The organism is Massilia aurea, from assembly GCF_040790145.1.
Lineage (GTDB): Bacteria > Pseudomonadota > Gammaproteobacteria > Burkholderiales > Burkholderiaceae_D > Telluria > Telluria aurea_C.
The window spans coordinates 307,613-323,706 of record NZ_JBFMMP010000004.1 but is presented as its reverse complement, the minus strand read 5'-3'; the positions used below and the strand labels follow the sequence as shown (position 1 = coordinate 323,706).

The window sequence follows — 16,094 nt, the reverse complement described above, 5'->3', positions numbered from 1 at the left end:
GGGGGGGGGGGGGGGGGGGGGGGGGGGGGGGGGGGGGGGGGGGGGGGGGGGGGGGGGGGGGGGGGGGGGGGGGGGGGCGGGGGGGGGGGGGGGGGGGGGGGGGGGGGGGGGGGGGGGCCCCCCCCCCCCCCCCGGCCGCGCCAACTTTACTCCACGAACACGACCGCGGTACGCGCCGGCACCGTAAATGTCCCGCTGGCGCTGTCGAACGTTGCTTCCGACGCACGCTGGTCGGCCGCGCCGGGCGCGCTGTGCACCGGATGCAGCCGCAGGCGCTTGCCACGCAGCGCGGTGTCCTGGATCGTGTGCGCCTGCTTGTCCACATTCACCAGGTAACTCATGCCGGCAAAGCCTGCGCCTGGATAGCCCTTGCCATCGAGCCAGGCTGCCAGCACGGTCGGCTCCTGCGTTGGTCCCGTATTGAAGAAGCGCAGGCGCCCGTTGATGTCGTCGGTCGTGCGCAGGCGCAGCAGCGTGCTGCTGGCGCGGATGCGCAGCAGGTCGCGGAAGGCGTCGCGCGCGAACGCGATGTCGCCTGGCGCCGGCTTGAGGGCGGCATTGGCCAGCAGCGGCTTGAACAGCGGCCAGTCCTTCGCGTTGTCGGCTGCCGGCGGCAAGCCCGTGCCGAAGAAGTTGTCCTGGTAGGTCCAGTCGATGCGGTTGAACCAGTCGCCCGAATTGAAGCTGTTACGGTCCAGGGACTTTGAGCGCAGCGTGTCGATGCCGGCGTGGTAGTACGCCACGCCCTGGCTGAACGCATTGATCGCCATGCCCAGCACCTGCACCCGCGCGCGCTCAACGCTGCTGGTGGCAAGCGGCAGCTTGAGCGCGTTGATGTCGTACAGCGTCTGGTTGTCGTGGTTCTCGACGTAATTGACTGCCTCACCCGGCTCGCTCGCGTAGCCGGCCGGCTGGTTGCCGCCATAGACCATCGCCTGCAACTGGCGCACCTGGCCATCGAAGGCCTGCATCGGGTACGTGCGCACCGAGCCGGCCAGGCCGACCCGGATCAGGTCGGCGGCGCGCAGCAGGTCGACTTTTTTCGCGCCGCCCCCGAGTGCATTCGCGTCGTACACCAGGCCATTGATGTAACCCTGCTGCTTGATCACCGGTTCGCCCGAATCGCCGGGCGAGCCGCCGCGCACGGCGTCGCGCGCGCGGTCGCTGAAGGTGCCGATGCCGGTGCCGTTCAGCGACAGCTGCGAGGCTTGCACGAAGCGCGCGCCGTCGGCCACTTCACCGAAGTTCCAGCCTTCGCCGATCAGCTGCACGTGGCGGCCGGCGGCCTGGTTCACGGCCTGTTGCAGGCGCACCATCGCCTCGCGCGGCTGGTGGCCCATCAGGTCGAAGCGGAACGAATCGATCTTGTATTCGCGTGTCCACAGCACCGACGAATCGATCATCAGCTTGGCCATCATCGTGTTCTCGGTGGCCGTGTTGAAGCAGCAGGTCGACGCTTCAATGCCACCGAACGCATCGAGGCGGTGGTAGTAGCCCGGCACCACGCGGTCGAGGATCGATTTTTCTTCCTGGCCGGCGATGAAGGTGTGGTTGTAGACAACGTCCGTACCCACGCGCAGACCGGCCTTGTGCAGGTCCATCACCATCTGGCGAAACTCGACGATGCGGCGCGCGCCGTCTTGCGGATCGCTCGCGTAACTGCCTTCGACGGCATTGAAGTGCTGCGGGTCGTAGCCCCAGTTGAAACAGTCGGTGTGCGCGGTCTTGCCGATGAGGGCTTGCTGGCTCTCGCCATCCGGCGTGCCGGCCGGCGCGGGCTGCGCGCACGCCACTTCCGGGATGCTGCCGATGTCGTAGACAGGCAGCAGGTGGATGTCGGTCAGGCCGGCCCTGGCCAGAGCGCGCAGGTGCTGCATCCCGTCGGAATTGGTCTCGCCGAACGCGCCGTACTTGCCGCGTTTGGCCGGCGGCACGCTCTGGTCGATCAGCGAGAAGTCGCGTACATGCAGCTCGTAGATGACCATGTCGGTCTGCGCCTTGACCGTGGCCGGTGCCTGGGTGGCGTCCCAGCCTTTCGGCTTGAGATTGGCCGCGCCCAGGTCGGCGATGTAGCTGCGTTTCGAGTCCGCGTTCAGGCTGACCGAATACGGGTCGGTCACCAGGTTGCGTACCAGCCCGGCGCCATCGACGACGACATCGACCGCGTACTTGTAATAGGCGCCCGACAGGTCGCGCGGCACGCTGGCGGCCCAGGCGCCCGTGCGTTCATCGATTTTCATCGGCAGCACGGCGTTGGCGCGGCCCGTCGCGCTGTCGTAGGTGCAGACCGCCACGTCGCGCGCGGTCGGCGCCCACAATTTGAAGCTGGTCTTCTTGCCGGTGGGCGTCGCGCCCAGGTCGGCGATGCGTTCGGCGGCCGCATACAGGTCGTCGAGTGCGCCGGCCGATTGCACGCGCGTCGCGGCGCGTACGGTGCCGTCGGCGTTTTCATGCACCAGCACCAGCTGTTCGCGGTGCAGGACAGGCAGTCGCGCCAGGTCGGCGTCCTTCACGCGCAAGGTCGCGCCGCTGGCGACCCATTTGAAGCGCGTGGCAGCCGCTTGCGGCGCGAGCGCAGTGGAGACGTCCAGCGCGATCGAGCCGGCGCTGCCGGTGACCTTGCTGCCCGCTGTCGCGACGATGCCGGCGAGCGGGGAGTGATACAGGCGATAGACGCCATCGACAGGCGCGCCAGGCCAGCGCACCAGGCGCCGGTCGAGCCACACGGCGCGCGCATCCAGTTTGGCATCGGAGGCGCTCAGCACTTCCTGGAAGGCCGGGCTGTCGCAGGTAGCGAGAGGAACGGCGGCGTACGCGCTTGACGACAGCGACGCCGCGACCAGTGCACATGTCAGTTTCATGGCCATCCGTTACGCCGCCACGCTGCTGCGATAGTGATCGACCATGCGATAGCGCGTCGCATACCAGCCGAACGCCGCCGCCGAGACCAGCGCGAACGCGGCGAAGAAATACATCTGGAACGCCATCACCCCGACGCCCGACGTTTCGATATACGCGATCACCGATTCGTTCTTCACGCTGGCATTGACGATCAACACCCACAGGTTGCCGACCGTGACGGCCAGGTACCACAGCGCCATGATCACGCCCTTCATGGCCGCTGGCGCCTGGCTGTAGGCAAATTCGAGACCCGTCGCCGAGACCAGCACTTCACCGAGCGTGAGCAGCGCGTACGGTGCGATCTGCCACGCGATCGAGACCGCATCGCCAGCGTCGAGCGCCACTTGCAGGTTGCCGACGACGATCCAGGCCGCGGCCGACAGCACGATACCGGCCGTCATGCGGCGCAGTGCGGTCGGCTCGATGCCGATCTTGCGCATCAAGGGGAACAGGGCGATGTTGTTGATCGGGATGAGCAGCATCACGAGCAGCGGGTTCAGGGCCTGCATCTGGGCCGGGATCACGTCGAAGGTCCAGCCCAGCAAGCTCACTTGCGTGGTCATGGTGTTGGCCTGCACGATCCAGGTCGAGGCTTTTTGATCGAACAGCGACCAGAATGGCGTGACGAGCGCGAACACGATCAGGATGCGCAGCACGGCGCGCACGCCATCCACGGCTTCGTCGGGATGCATGCCGCGCGCGCGCTCCAGCTGCATCGAGGTACCCATGCCGCCAAAGGCCATCAGCAGCACCAGGGCGGTACAGGCGGCGATCACGAAACCCCATTGCGCCGCCATGGCCAGCGACGCCAGCGCGCCTGCCGCGCCGAGCAGGGCCAGGTTCAGGCCAGGTCGGCCACGGCCAGGTTGCTTGGCCAGCAGCGCGCTTTTTGCCACGCGCATGAACGAGTGCGGATTGGCCGGCGCCGGCGGCACATGCACGTATTTCTTTTTGCCGCTCCAGAACACCATGGTGGCGATGAACATCAGGATGCCGGGCACGCCGAAGGCCCAGGCCGGGCCGTAGTCGCGCAGCAGCACCGGCATCAGCAGCGACGCGAAGAACGAGCCGAAGTTGATGATCCAGTAGAAGGCGTCGAAGACGACCTTCGCCTTGTCCTTGTTGGTGTGGTCGAACTGGTCGCCGACGAAGCTGGCCACCAGCGGTTTGATGCCGCCCGAGCCGAGCGCGATCAGGAACAGGCCGAAATAGAAGCCGTTGACGTTGTCTTCAAAAATGGCCAGGCAGGCGTGGCCCACGCAGTACACGAGACTGAGCCAGAACACCGTGTTGTACTTGCCGAAGTAGCGGTCGGCCAGCCAGCCGCCCAGCAGCGGGAAGAAGTACACGCCGATCACGAAGGTGTGGAACACGTGCTTGGCTTCGCCGGTGCGCATGTCTTCGGGCAGGAACATGAGCAGCGTCGTGATCAGGAACGGCGTGAGGATGTTGCGCATCCCGTAAAAACTGAAGCGTTCGCACCCTTCGTTGGCAATGATGTAGGGGATTTGCCGGGGCATGCGCCCGGTGCCTGGTTTTGCGAGAGTTGTCATCGAAGCGCTTTTCTTGAAATGTCAAACAGACGCGATGCTATGACGGGGACGCCTTTCTTTGCAATAGAAAAATTGTCGTGAAACAAACGAGAAACAAAGTGGCACGGTGCGCGCGTAGTTTAGGTACGGGGGTAAAGTGTGTGCAAAGGATTTATATAGTTCAAGCCATTGAAAAATAACGATTTAATGCGAATTTTTGATAATTGGCTAGAATTGTCAAGACGAGTCGCCTGATGTATATTGCCTAGAATTCCACATCATGCACCAGCCGAACTTGCCAATGACCCAGATCTCGACGACCGATAATCCGAACTGGTGGCGCGAAGCCATCATCTATCAGGTGTATCCGCGCAGCTTCCTCGACACGGATGGCGATGGCGTCGGCGACCTGGCCGGCGTAACCGAAAAGCTCGACTACATCGCGAGCCTGGGCGTGGACATCGTCTGGCTCTCGCCGTTCTTCAAGTCGCCGATGGCCGATTTCGGCTACGACATCGAAGACTATTGCGATGTCGATCCGCTGTTCGGCGACCTGGCTGACTTCGACCGCATGGTCGCCAAGGCGCACGGCCTGGGCCTGAAGATCATGATCGACCAGGTGATGTCGCACACGTCCGACACCCACAAATGGTTCGTGGAAAGCCGCGCGAACCGCGACAATCCCAAGTCGGACTGGTATGTGTGGGCCGACCCGCTCCCGGACGGCAATCCGCCAAATAACTGGCTGTCGGTATTCGGCGGCTCGTCGTGGCAGTGGGACACCCGCCGCAAGCAGTACTACCTGCATAACTTCCTGGTAAGCCAGCCGCAGCTGAACTTCCACAATCCGCTGGTGCAGCAGGCGCACCTCGACGCGCAGCGTTTCTGGCTCGAGCGCGGCGTGGACGGCGTGCGCATGGATGCCTGCGTATTCCACTTCCATGATCGCCAGTTGCGCAGCAACCCGCCGGCGCTGGTGCGCGACACGTCCACCGTGACCGACGTGAACCCGTACGGCATGCAGGCGCACCTGTACGACAAGACGCAGCCCGAGAACATCGCGTTCCTCGAGCGCGTGCGTGCGCAACTCAATGAATTCGGCGCCGTGTCGATCGGCGAGATCAGCTCGGACGACGCGCTGGCCCAGATGAGCGAGTACACCGAAGGCGGCAACAAGCTGCACATGGCCTACAGCTTCAACCTGCTCACGCCCGTCTTCAACGCGGCGCACGTGCGCCGCCAGGTCGAGGAATTCAACGAGCGCGTGAAAGATGGCTGGGCCTCATGGTCGGTCGGGAACCACGATGCGATCCGCGTGGCCACGCGCTGGGGCGGCGCGAACCCGGCGCCGGGTTTCACCAAGCTGGTGCTGGCGATGCAGCTCTCGCTCAAGGGCACGCCGTGCCTGTACCAGGGCGATGAACTGGGCTTGAGCGAAGCCGACGTGCCGTACGAACTGCTGCAAGACCCGTACGGCAAAACCTTCTGGCCCGAGTTCAAGGGCCGCGACGGCTGCCGTACGCCGATGCCGTGGACTGCCGATGCGCCGCACGCGGGCTTTACCGACGGTGCGCCATGGCTGCCAGTGGACGCCGCGCACATCAAGGCGGCGGTCGATCTGCAAGACCGCGACCATGACTCGATGTTGAATTTCCAGCGCCGCTTCATCGCCCTGCGCCGCGCGACGCCGCAACTCACGCGCGGCGAGATCGCCTTCTTCGATGCGCCGGAACCCATCCTGGCCCTGCGCCGCAACCTGGTCGGCCACGTCAGCGTGCTGGCCGCGTTCAACCTGTCGGATACGGAGGTCAGCTTCGACTGGCCGGCGACCGACGGTGCAGCGCAGATGCAGGTCGATGGCTTGCCGGGCAGCGCGCAGCAGGGCCGCGTCACGCTGCCGCCATACGGCGCCTGGTTCGGCACACTGCCGGCGGATCGCTGATGGCCGGCGCGCAGCACGAAAAGTTCGCGCGCACGGCGTTTGCCGACGGCCCACGCCTGCTCGCGGACATCGGCGCGACACATGCGCGCTTCGCGCTGCAAAGCGCGCCGGGCGTGTTTCGCGACGTGGCGGTGCTGCGCTGCGACGACTTCGCCGGCATCGTGCCGCTGCTGCGCCACTATCTGCTCGATCACCAGGACGTCACGCTGCACCATGGCGCCTTCGCGGTCGCCAATCCGATCAGCGGCGACTACGTGCGCATGACCAACCGCGCGTGGGAGTTTTCCACCGACGCGGTGCGGCGCGAGCTTGGTCTGGCCACGCTCTTGATCGTGAACGACTTTACGGCGCTGGCCACGGCGTTGCCGAACTTCGCGCGCGAAGACCTGATGCAGGTCGGTCCCGGCAAGGCCGTGCCGGGCGCCGTCATCGGCGTGCTCGGTCCGGGCACGGGGCTGGGCGTCTCGGGCGGCATTCCCACTGCCGACGGTTTCGTCACGCTGGGCAGCGAAGGCGGACACGTGAACTTCGCGCCGTTCGACGAGCGCGAGTTCGCGATCCTGCAATACGCCTGGCGCGAGTGGCCGCACGTGTCGAACGAGCGCCTGATCTCGGGCCCCGGCATGGAAGTGATCTACCGCGCGCTGGCCGACCGCAATGGCGTCGATGCCGCGCCGCGCACGGCCGCGACCATCGTGGCCGGCGCGCTCGAACAGAACGATCCGCTGTGCCTGGAAACGCTGGAATGCTTCTGCGGCATGCTGGGCGGCGCGGCGGCCAACCTGGCCGTCACGCTCGGCGCCTTTGGCGGCGTGTACATCGGCGGTGGCATCGTGCCGCGCCTGGGCGAGTGGTTCGCCAGCTCGCCGTTTCGCGCGCGCTTCGAGGCCAAGGGCCGCTTCTCGGATTACCTGGCCGACATCCCGACCTGGGTGATCACGACGCCGAATCCCGCCTTCCACGGCGTGGCCACCATCCTGGCCGAACACCTGCGCGGGCGCAGCGGCGCCAACACGCTGATGGAGCGCATCACCCAGCTGCGGCACGAACTCTCGCCGGCCGAGGGGCGCGTGGCGAGCCTCGTGATCGACCAGCCGCGCATGGTGCTCAATGAACCGATCGCCGAGATCGCGCGCCTGGCCGACGTGAGCCAGCCGACCGTGATCCGTTTCTGCCGTTCGCTGGGCTTCCAGGGCCTGGCCGATTTCAAGCTCAAGTTCGCGAGCAGCCTGACCGGCTCGATCCCCGTGCGCCACAGCCAGGTGCGCCTGAGCGACAGCACGCACGACCTGTCGGCCAAGGTGATCGACAACACGGTCTCGGCGATCCTGCGCTTTCGCGACCAGCTCGACGTGCGCTCGCTCGACCGCGCGATCGAGATGGTCAGCCGTGCCAGGCGGGTCGAGTTCTACGCGATGGGCAATTCGCGCGCGGTGGCGCTCGATGGCCAGCACAAGTTCTTCCGCTTCCGGATTCCCACCGCGCTGTATGGCGACGCGCACCTGTTCACGCTGGCCGCCGAACTGCTCGGGCCGGGCGACGTGGTGATCGCGGTGTCGAATTCAGGCGGCTTGCCCGAGCTGCTGCAGGCAGTGGATATCGCGCGCGCGGCCGGCGCCGACGTCATCGCGATCAGTAACAGCCAGTCGCCGCTGGCGCGCAAGGCCAGCGTGTGCCTGGCGGTCGATCACGCCGAGGACAGCACGAGCTTTTTGTCGATGATCTCGCGCATCCTGCAACTGCTGCTGATCGACATCATGGCCGTGGGGATCTCGGTCGATGGCCAGCATGGCCCGGCGCCGGGGCAGGATCCGCGCCGGCTGCTGATCTCGCACCTGGACAGTTAGTTCGCGCTTTTCAGGTCGACGCGCTCGATCGTGCGGCGCCATTCCTGCAGGCTCAGGAGGGTGTTCGACGCGGTATCGTCGACCAGGATTTCGCTGCCGTCCTGTGCCACCAAAAAGCTTTCTTGCCGCCGCGCGTCCTGCGGGCGGTTCTCGACAAAACTCAGCTGGTAGTACTTCTTGCCGTTGACTTCGCGCGGCGCCGGATTGTCTTCGATCACGGCGCCATGGGCCTTGCCGCCAGTGCGCTTTTCGATCTGCGCCGACCAGGCTTTCAGTTCGGGTAATTCCAGCAGCGTGGCCATCGCCTGTTCCTTGCTGTGCGCCGGCGCCACCACCACCGGCGCGGCAGGCGCCGGGGCGGGGGCGGGGGCGGGCCGTTCGGCGCGCTTGCAACCGGTGACCGCACAGCTCAGGGCGAGGGCAGCGAGGGTCGTGCGCAGGGTGAACGTGGCGGCGGCGCGTGTGGTCATGACGGGTTCCATTAGGAGAGAGGGCCATGGTAAACCATGCTTGTTTTAGCGGCAACACGGGCGGCTTTTGGGACGAATTCGCCAATCCAGAACGTCAATACGGTCATTATAATTTCCACATGAAAATTCTTTCGTGGTTTTCGCCACGCTGACCCGTGTTTCATTGCGGCATCTGAGTTTGTTTGTGGAAATAATGATATTCTGTAGGATCACTCCTACCCGTCGGCAAATCGCATGGACACCCGCGCTACTTATCAACGTCGTCTCGAAAAAAGCTCGCAACGCGAGAAGCGTCTCATGACGCTTGCCGTGCTGGGTGTTGCCGTCGGTGTGGCCGGCGTCCTGCTGCCATCGCCGTCAATCAGCTGGCCCACCTTCGACCTGTCGACCGAGACGCCGGTCACCGGCACGCATCACCCGGTGGCGCCGGTGCGGGCGTTGAGTGCGACGCCACCGGCGGCGCAGCAGGCCGGCGCGGTGCGGCGCATCTATCGCCACTCGGTCGTGCCGGGCGGCGTCGCGGACAAGGTCGAACTGGCGCAGGTCTTGCGGACCGACCGGCTCGTGGCCGCGCACTATGCGACCTTCAAGGTCGACCAGGCGCGCGCCGTGACGGTGACTGCGCCGCGCGCAGTGTACGTGTCGTACCGCAAGAATGACCAGATTTACTGGACGTCGAAGAAAGTCATGCTCGAGCAGGGCGAGACGCTGCTGACCGACGGCGAGCACGATATCCGCGCCCGCTGCGCCAACCGCATCTCGGACGTGCCGCAGTATCCGGTCGAGACGCATGGCCCGAGCGAAGCCGAGCTCGATACCGTGGTTGCTGTCGCCGGCCCATCCGACGTGGCCGATGCGACGGGCGCTGCCGGTGAAGAAGGCGGCATGCTGGCCGTGGGCATGGAAGACCTGACTGCCAACGAGGCGGTGGGCCAACGCTATTATGCGACGAGTTTCGCCAATGGCGCCGGCCTGGTGACGCTGGCGGATGCTGCGCCTGCGCTGTCGCGCCAGGGCCAGGCGCCTGGATTGCCGGACTGGTATAACGCGCCGGTCTACCATGGCGGTGTGCTGGGGACGGCCGGCCGTAGCGGCGGCAGCGATGGCAACAATAACAGCGGTTCGGCGCCAGCCACCGGCAATGGCGGCACCAGCACGGCTACGCCGGGCAGCACCGTCGTCGCGCCGGCGGCGGACAGCCCGGCATCGGGCAGTACCGGCGGCTCTGGCAATACCGGCTCTGGTGACGCTGGCGGCAATACGGGTTCGTCGCCGATCGCCGCGCCGATTGCTGCGCCGGATGGCGGTGGCAGCACGGGTGGCAGCGGCGGCACGGGCGGTACCGGCGCCGGTGGCACTGGCGGTGGTAGCACGGGCAGTGGCAACACTGGCGGAAACACAGGTGGCACCAGCGGCGGTGGCGCCGTCGAGCTGCCGGTCAACACGACGCCAACGCTGCCGACGCCGGACGCCGGTTCGGATACCCCGGTCATTCCGACCACGCCAACCGCGCCAACCACCCCGACCACGCCCGGCGACACCGCGGTCGACCCGACCGCACCAACCGAGGTGCCGGAACCAGGCACGCTGTGGCTCGGCGGCATCGCGCTGGCCGCGATGCTGTGGCTGCGCCGCAAAGGCGCCCGCGCCGGCTGACACCGGCCAAACGAGCAAAACGGGCAGACAACAAAAAACCCGCGAGGCGTGAACCTCGCGGGTTTTTTATCGTGGGTAGCCGGGAGAAGCCTGCAGCGCGCTTCTCCCGGGCCGCCCCGGCAATTACATCATGCCGTCCATGCCACCCATACCGCCCATGCCGCCCATACCACCCATGCCGCCGGCTGGCTTGTCTTCAGCCAGTTCCGACACCATGCAATCGGTGGTCAGCATCAGGCCGGCGATCGACGCTGCATTCTGCAGTGCCGAGCGGGTGACCTTGGCTGGATCCAGCACGCCCATTTCGACCATGTCGCCGTAGGTGCCGTTGGCTGCGTTGTAGCCGTAGTTGCCGGTGCCGGCCAACACTGCTGCAACGACGACCGATGGCTCTTCGCCGGCGTTCTGGACGATCATGCGCAGTGGCTCTTCCATTGCGCGCAGGACGATCTTGATACCAGCGTCCTGGTCAGGGTTGTCGCCCTTGACGGTGATGTTGGCGCGAGCGCGCAGCAGTGCCACGCCGCCGCCGGCAACGATGCCTTCTTCCACGGCAGCGCGGGTAGCGTGCAGTGCATCTTCGACGCGTGCTTTCTTTTCTTTCATCTCGACTTCGGTGGCTGCACCGACGCGGATCACGGCAACGCCGCCGGCCAGCTTGGCCACGCGCTCTTGCAGTTTTTCGCGGTCGTAGTCCGAGGTCGCTTCTTCGATTTGCGCGCGGATCATCTTGACGCGGCCTTCGATGTTTTCAGCCTGGCCAGCACCGTCGATGATGATGGTGTTTTCCTTGCCGACTTCGATACGCTTGGCCTGGCCCAGTTCTGCCAGGGTGACCTTTTCCAGGGTCAGGCCGACTTCTTCGGCGATGACCTGGCCGCCGGTCAGGACAGCGATGTCTTCCAGCATGGCCTTGCGACGGTCGCCGAAACCTGGCGCTTTGACGGCGACGGTTTTCAGGATGCCGCGGATGTTGTTGACGACCAGGGTCGCCAGCGCTTCGCCGTCGATATCTTCAGCGACGATGACCAGTGGACGGCCAGCTTTCGCGACTTGTTCCAGTACTGGCAGCAGGTCACGGATGTTCGAGATTTTTTTGTCGCACAGCAGCACGAATGGGTTTTCGTGGACGGCGACTTGCTTGTCCGGGTTGTTGATGAAGTACGGCGACAGGTAGCCGCGGTCGAACTGCATGCCTTCCACGATGTCCAGCTCGTCGTTCAGCGACTTGCCGTCTTCCACGGTGATGACGCCTTCCTTGCCCACTTTTTCCATCGCTTCGGCGATGCGCTCACCGATCGAGGTTTCCGAGTTGGCCGAAATGGCGCCGACTTGTGCGATCTCTTTGGTGGTGGTGGTTGGCTTGGCGATTTTCTTCAGTTCTTCGACGGTGGCAGCAACTGCCTTGTCGATGCCGCGCTTCAGGTCCATCGGGTTCATGCCAGCGGCAACGAACTTCATGCCTTCGCGCACGATGGCTTGTGCCAGCACGGTCGCGGTGGTGGTGCCGTCACCGGCGTTGTCGCTGGTCTTGGAAGCGACTTCCTTGACCATCTGCGCGCCCATGTTCTGCAGCTTGTCTTTCAGTTCGATTTCTTTCGCGACCGAGACACCATCCTTGGTGACGGTCGGGGCGCCGAACGAGCGCTCGAGCACGACGTTACGGCCTTTCGGGCCCAGGGTGACTTTGACTGCGTTGGCGAGGATGTTGACGCCTTCGACCATCTTGGCGCGCGCTGCGTCGCCGAATACTACTTCTTTAGCTGCCATTTGTTATTTCTCCGAATGTTCGTGAATGGGGACGGGAATTACTGGGCGACGATCGCGAGAATTTCTTCTTCGCGCAGCACCAGCAGTTCCTGGCCGTCGATCTTGACGGTCTGAGCGCCATACTTGGAGAACAGCACGCGGTCGCCGACTTTCACTTCCAGAGGGCGGAGCTGACCGTTATCTTGCACTTTGCCATTACCAACGGCGAGAACTTCGCCTTGGTCCGGCTTCTCTGCCGCGGCATCAGGGATGATCAGGCCGGACGCAGTTTTGGTTTCCTGGTCGAGACGCTTCACGATTACGCGATCGTGCAGAGGGCGAAGGTTCATGCAAAACTCCTTAATATTCAATGGTTTAACTAGCGTTTTTGATACCGTCGCAACACATTTTTCGATGCTGCGCCGGTCTGCAAAGAGTTGTTAGCACTCTCAGCTAACGAGTGCTAATTATAGGGACGATAACCTGCCATTTCAAGGCGCAAGATGCTTAAATCATTTTAAACATTTGATATATCGCAATCGTGACATTGGCACATTCACAATAGCTTGCTGAGGCTCATCAAAACCCGGTGACCAGCACCGGAGGCGGGCAGCGTACACCCGCGACCGCTTTCTCGCCGCACGCCAGAGTGGCACTACTGCCGCACGGCAACGCGCTCCGGTTGACGGAAAATCCAACTCGATCCTATAGTGTCGAATGATTTCCGAATTCCAAGACCTCTCAGACAAAATCGACCGGCTGGCCCAACTGACCCAGTCGTTGCGCGCCGAGAATTATTTGCTGCGCCAAGCCAATACTTTGCTCAGCGCCGAGAACGTCGCGTTCAAGGAACGCCTGATCGAGGCCCAGCGCCGCGTCGAAGCGTTGCTCGACGATTTGCCCAAGCCGCCAGGCGAGCCGGTTGCCGAAGGCGAGGGTGACGAGGCCGCACAAGAAGCGCCGCTCGATCCCGCCGCACCGATTCCGCCGCATCTGGCCCACGCACGCCGCCAGGGAACACAATGATCCATCTCGACGTTCATATCATGGGCCAGTCATACCGTCTGGCATGCCGCGACGGCGAACAGCGCACGCTGCGCGAAGCGGTAAGCTACCTCGACGGCAAGATGTGCCAGCTGCGCGACTCGGGCAAGGTCAAGGGCACCGACCGCATCGCCGTCATGGCCGCGCTGAGCGTGGCGGCCGAATTCCTGTCGGTGAAATCGCCCCAGGGACCGCTGTCGGACATGTCGATTCTGGAGGTCAAACAAAAGCTCGAGTCGATGCACACGGTGCTCGACAAGGTTTTGGCGGGCCAGGAAAATCTTTTCTGAAAGGCCGAATCCGTTTGACAGGACGGGACAAAGGAGTAAACTCCGTCCTACCCTGCGGTGTTCGAGATTTGCCATATATTCCTTGAACCATTCTTACGCATAGGTCGTGGAACAAGCTCGATGGGTGTGAGCGTCGCTAGTCCGACGAACCCGAAATTGATCTGACCGTGACCGCCTTGAACCGTTGTGGTTCAGGATGCCGGCAAAAACGGCACAGGCGGGGGCTAGATACACAAGCGGTTGCGCACTCGGTACGCAGCCGCTTTTTTTATGTCTGCATCCGGCGCATGTGTGCTGGTGGGGAGAACGGCGCGATGCGCTTTTGGTTGATGAAATCCGAGCCCGACGAAGTCAGTTTCGACGATGTGCTGGCCGCCCCCGGCGCCACCGTGGCCTGGTTCGGCGTGCGTAACTACCAGGCGCGCAATTTCATGCGCGACGCCATGGCCGTCGGCGACGGTGTGCTGTTCTACCACTCGGGCTGCAAGGTGCCGGGCGTGGCCGGCATCGCCGAAGTCGTCAGCGGGCCGTATCCGGACGCGTCCCAGTTCGACACCGCCAGCCATTACCACGACCCCAAGGCCACGCCAGAGACGCCGCGCTGGATCTCGGTCGACGTCAAGGCGCGCGAAGCCGGCCGCTATGTGCCGCTGGCCGAACTGCGTGCGATTCCCGCGCTGGACGACATGGTGCTGCTGCAGAAGGGCAGCCGGCTGTCGATCTCGCCGGTCACCAAGGCCCAGTACACGACCATCGTCGCCCTCGTGCGCGGCAGGGGGGCTTGATGGATCCGTCGTTCGATCCGCTGCTGATCCTGGCCCTGCTCGCGATGGGCACTTTCGGCGGCTTCGTGGCCGGCCTGCTCGGCGTCGGCGGCGGCATGGTGCTGGTGCCGTTCATCACGATGCTTTTTACTGCGCGCGGCTTTCCCGACGATCTGGTGGTGCACATGGCAATCGCCACATCGCTCGGCATGATCTTCTTTACCTCGATGTCGTCCGTGCGTGCACACCACAAGCACGGCGCCGTGCTGTGGCCCATCGTGCGCCGGTTCACGCCCGGCATCCTGATCGGCGCCTGGGTCGGGCCATGGATCGGCAAGCAGATGAATACCTCGGCGCTGGCGTTTTTCTTCGGCTGCTTCGTGGCCTTTTCGGCGATCCAGATGCTGATCGGGAAAAAGCCGGCGGCGGCGCGCGAGCTGCCTGGCACAGCGGGCATGTTCGCAGCCGGCGGCGTGATCGGTATCCTCGCTGGCCTCGTCGGTGCAGGTGGTGCTTTTGTGTCGGTGCCGTTCATGGCGCGCTGCAATGTGCGCATCCATAACGCAGTCGCCACCAGCGCGGCACTGGGTTTTCCGGTGGCGCTGATGGGTACCCTGTCGAATGTGTATTACGGCTGGGGCGAGCCCGGGTTGCCGGCATGGTCGCTTGGCTTCGTCTACCTGCCGGCGCTGGCGATCATCGTGCTGGCCAGCGTATCGATGGCGCCGCTGGGCGCGCGCACGGCGCACAGGATGCCGGTGCGCCAGCTGCAGCGTATCTTTGCCGTCATCCTGCTTGCGCTGGCTACCTACATGTTCTGGAAAGCCTTTAATTAGGCGCAGTCAACGTTAAATAGGGGACGAGCTCTGAACTGATGAGCAGCCCCGTGGTCCAACCCCTGCCGCCACTGCCAGGAGTCGACCATGAAAGCGCCGCGTTTCAAGAGTTGGCTCGCCACGTTGCCATCACTCAACGTGCAGCAGCGCCGGCAAGTGCTCGATGCCCTGCATCCCGTAGTCGGGCTCGACCAGGTGGTCGCCCTGATCGATCAGATCAGAACACCCGGGCGCTGTTGTCCCAGGTGTGGCGGGACACACTGTTATCGGCACGGTTTCGCCAACGATCTGCAACGTTTTCGTTGTTGCGCCTGCGGACGCACATTTAACGACCTGAGCGGCACGCCGCTGGCCCGGCTCAGGCTCAAGTGCAAGTGGCTCGATTATTCACAGGTACTGCTCGATTCGCTGTCCGTGCGCAAGGCGGCCGACCGGCTTGGCGTGCACCGCAACACCGCCTTCCGCTGGCGCCACCGCTTCCTGAGCTGGGCAAAGCTGGACCGTCCGGACGCGCTCAATGGCATCGTCGAGGCTGATGAAACGTTCCTGCTCGAATCGCAAAAAGGCTCGCGCAAGCTCGATCGTCCGGCGCGCCGGCGCGGCGGGCGTGCTGGCAAGCGCGGGATTTCGCGTGAACTCGACTGCATTCTGGTGGCGCGTGATCGCCATGGAAACACCATTGACGCCGTCACCGGCCGCGGGGCACTGACGGCGGCGCAGCTTGAACATCACCTGCTGCCCAGGCTCAACCGCGGGGCGCTGCTGGTTTCCGACAGCAATGCCGCCTATCGCGCTTTTTCTCGCAAGCACAAGATCGCGCACGAGACGGTGAATCTGCGCGCTGGCGTGCGGGTCAGGCATGGCGTTGGCTGCGCCTTCCACGTCCAGAACGTCAACAGCTATCACCAGCGGTTCAAGGCCTGGCTGTTGGGTTTTCGCGGCGTTGCGTCACGCTACTTGCCCAACTATCTCGGCTGGTGCTGGGCGCTCGACGGCAGACGGATCAGTTCACCAGAACAATTGCTTCGCATCGCAATCAAAGTCATCAACAGATAACGTTGAC

General features: G+C 64.3%; 13 protein-coding genes and 1 other RNA gene. 9 read left to right on the top strand and 5 right to left on the bottom strand.

Annotated elements, in window-relative coordinates:
- Positions 1-146 precede the first annotated feature (146 nt).
- Together AB2N08_RS09625 and AB2N08_RS09620 are read right to left on the bottom strand one after the other, a co-directional pair.
- Entirely contained in the window at positions 147-2,867 is a 2,721-nt protein-coding gene (locus AB2N08_RS09625; RefSeq protein ID WP_370662408.1) for an alpha-1,6-glucosidase domain-containing protein, read from the bottom strand.
- Positions 2,868-2,870: 3 nt separating this feature from the next.
- Positions 2,871-4,454: a POT-type proton-dependent oligopeptide transporter gene (locus tag AB2N08_RS09620; protein ID WP_367610411.1), complete on the bottom strand. Its 1,584-nt coding sequence runs from the start codon at positions 4,452-4,454 to the stop codon at positions 2,871-2,873.
- 280 nt (positions 4,455-4,734) lie between these two features.
- Between AB2N08_RS09620 and AB2N08_RS09615 the strand changes: the two genes are divergently transcribed.
- Complete coding sequence (locus AB2N08_RS09615) at positions 4,735-6,375, top strand: alpha-amylase family glycosyl hydrolase (protein WP_367610420.1); 1,641 nt, start codon at positions 4,735-4,737, stop codon at positions 6,373-6,375.
- Positions 6,375-8,222 carry a glucokinase gene (locus tag AB2N08_RS09610; RefSeq protein WP_367610410.1) on the top strand — a complete coding sequence of 616 codons (1,848 nt, stop codon included), beginning with the start codon at positions 6,375-6,377 and terminating at the stop codon, positions 8,220-8,222. Before AB2N08_RS09615 ends, AB2N08_RS09610 begins: the two co-directional genes overlap by 1 nt.
- Here AB2N08_RS09610 and AB2N08_RS09605 read toward each other — a convergent pair.
- Positions 8,219-8,692 carry a hypothetical protein gene (locus AB2N08_RS09605; protein WP_367610409.1) on the bottom strand — a complete coding sequence of 158 codons (474 nt, stop codon included), beginning with the start codon at positions 8,690-8,692 and terminating at the stop codon, positions 8,219-8,221. The two genes, AB2N08_RS09610 and AB2N08_RS09605, sit on opposite strands and share 4 nt — an antisense overlap.
- Positions 8,693-8,989: 297 nt before the next feature.
- Between AB2N08_RS09605 and AB2N08_RS09600 the strand changes: the two genes are divergently transcribed.
- Positions 8,990-10,348, top strand: a complete 1,359-nt coding sequence (locus AB2N08_RS09600; RefSeq protein ID WP_367610408.1) for a PEP-CTERM sorting domain-containing protein — start codon at positions 8,990-8,992, stop codon at positions 10,346-10,348.
- Between the two features lie 123 nt (positions 10,349-10,471).
- Here the strand turns inward: AB2N08_RS09600 and groL are convergent, their stop codons facing one another.
- Together groL and groES are read right to left on the bottom strand one after the other, a co-directional pair.
- Positions 10,472-12,118 carry a chaperonin GroEL gene (groL, locus tag AB2N08_RS09595; protein WP_367610407.1) on the bottom strand — a complete coding sequence of 549 codons (1,647 nt, stop codon included), beginning with the start codon at positions 12,116-12,118 and terminating at the stop codon, positions 10,472-10,474.
- 38 nt (positions 12,119-12,156) lie between these two features.
- Positions 12,157-12,447: a co-chaperone GroES gene (gene groES, locus AB2N08_RS09590; protein ID WP_367610406.1), complete on the bottom strand. Its 291-nt coding sequence runs from the start codon at positions 12,445-12,447 to the stop codon at positions 12,157-12,159.
- Positions 12,448-12,814: 367 nt separating this feature from the next.
- Here groES and AB2N08_RS09585 point away from each other — a divergent pair, with 367 nt between their 5' ends.
- The 6 genes from AB2N08_RS09585 (at position 12,815) to AB2N08_RS09560 (ending at position 16,087) form a co-directional block, all read left to right on the top strand.
- Complete coding sequence (locus tag AB2N08_RS09585) at positions 12,815-13,123, top strand: hypothetical protein (RefSeq protein WP_367610405.1); 309 nt, start codon at positions 12,815-12,817, stop codon at positions 13,121-13,123.
- Complete coding sequence (locus AB2N08_RS09580; protein ID WP_367610404.1) at positions 13,120-13,431, top strand: cell division protein ZapA; 312 nt, start codon at positions 13,120-13,122, stop codon at positions 13,429-13,431. The genes AB2N08_RS09585 and AB2N08_RS09580 overlap by 4 nt, the downstream gene beginning before the upstream one ends.
- Positions 13,432-13,477: 46 nt before the next feature.
- A non-coding RNA gene (gene ssrS, locus AB2N08_RS09575) (6S RNA) lies at positions 13,478-13,659 on the top strand.
- An 86-nt stretch (positions 13,660-13,745) separates the two neighbouring features.
- Positions 13,746-14,216, top strand: coding sequence for an EVE domain-containing protein (locus AB2N08_RS09570; RefSeq protein WP_367610403.1), 471 nt, complete (start codon positions 13,746-13,748; stop codon positions 14,214-14,216).
- Positions 14,216-15,031, top strand: coding sequence for a sulfite exporter TauE/SafE family protein (locus AB2N08_RS09565; protein ID WP_367610402.1), 816 nt, complete (start codon positions 14,216-14,218; stop codon positions 15,029-15,031). Before AB2N08_RS09570 ends, AB2N08_RS09565 begins: the two co-directional genes overlap by 1 nt.
- An 87-nt stretch (positions 15,032-15,118) precedes the next feature.
- Positions 15,119-16,087, top strand: a complete 969-nt coding sequence (locus tag AB2N08_RS09560; protein ID WP_367610401.1) for an IS1595 family transposase — start codon at positions 15,119-15,121, stop codon at positions 16,085-16,087.
- Positions 16,088-16,094: the final 7 nt, after the last annotated feature.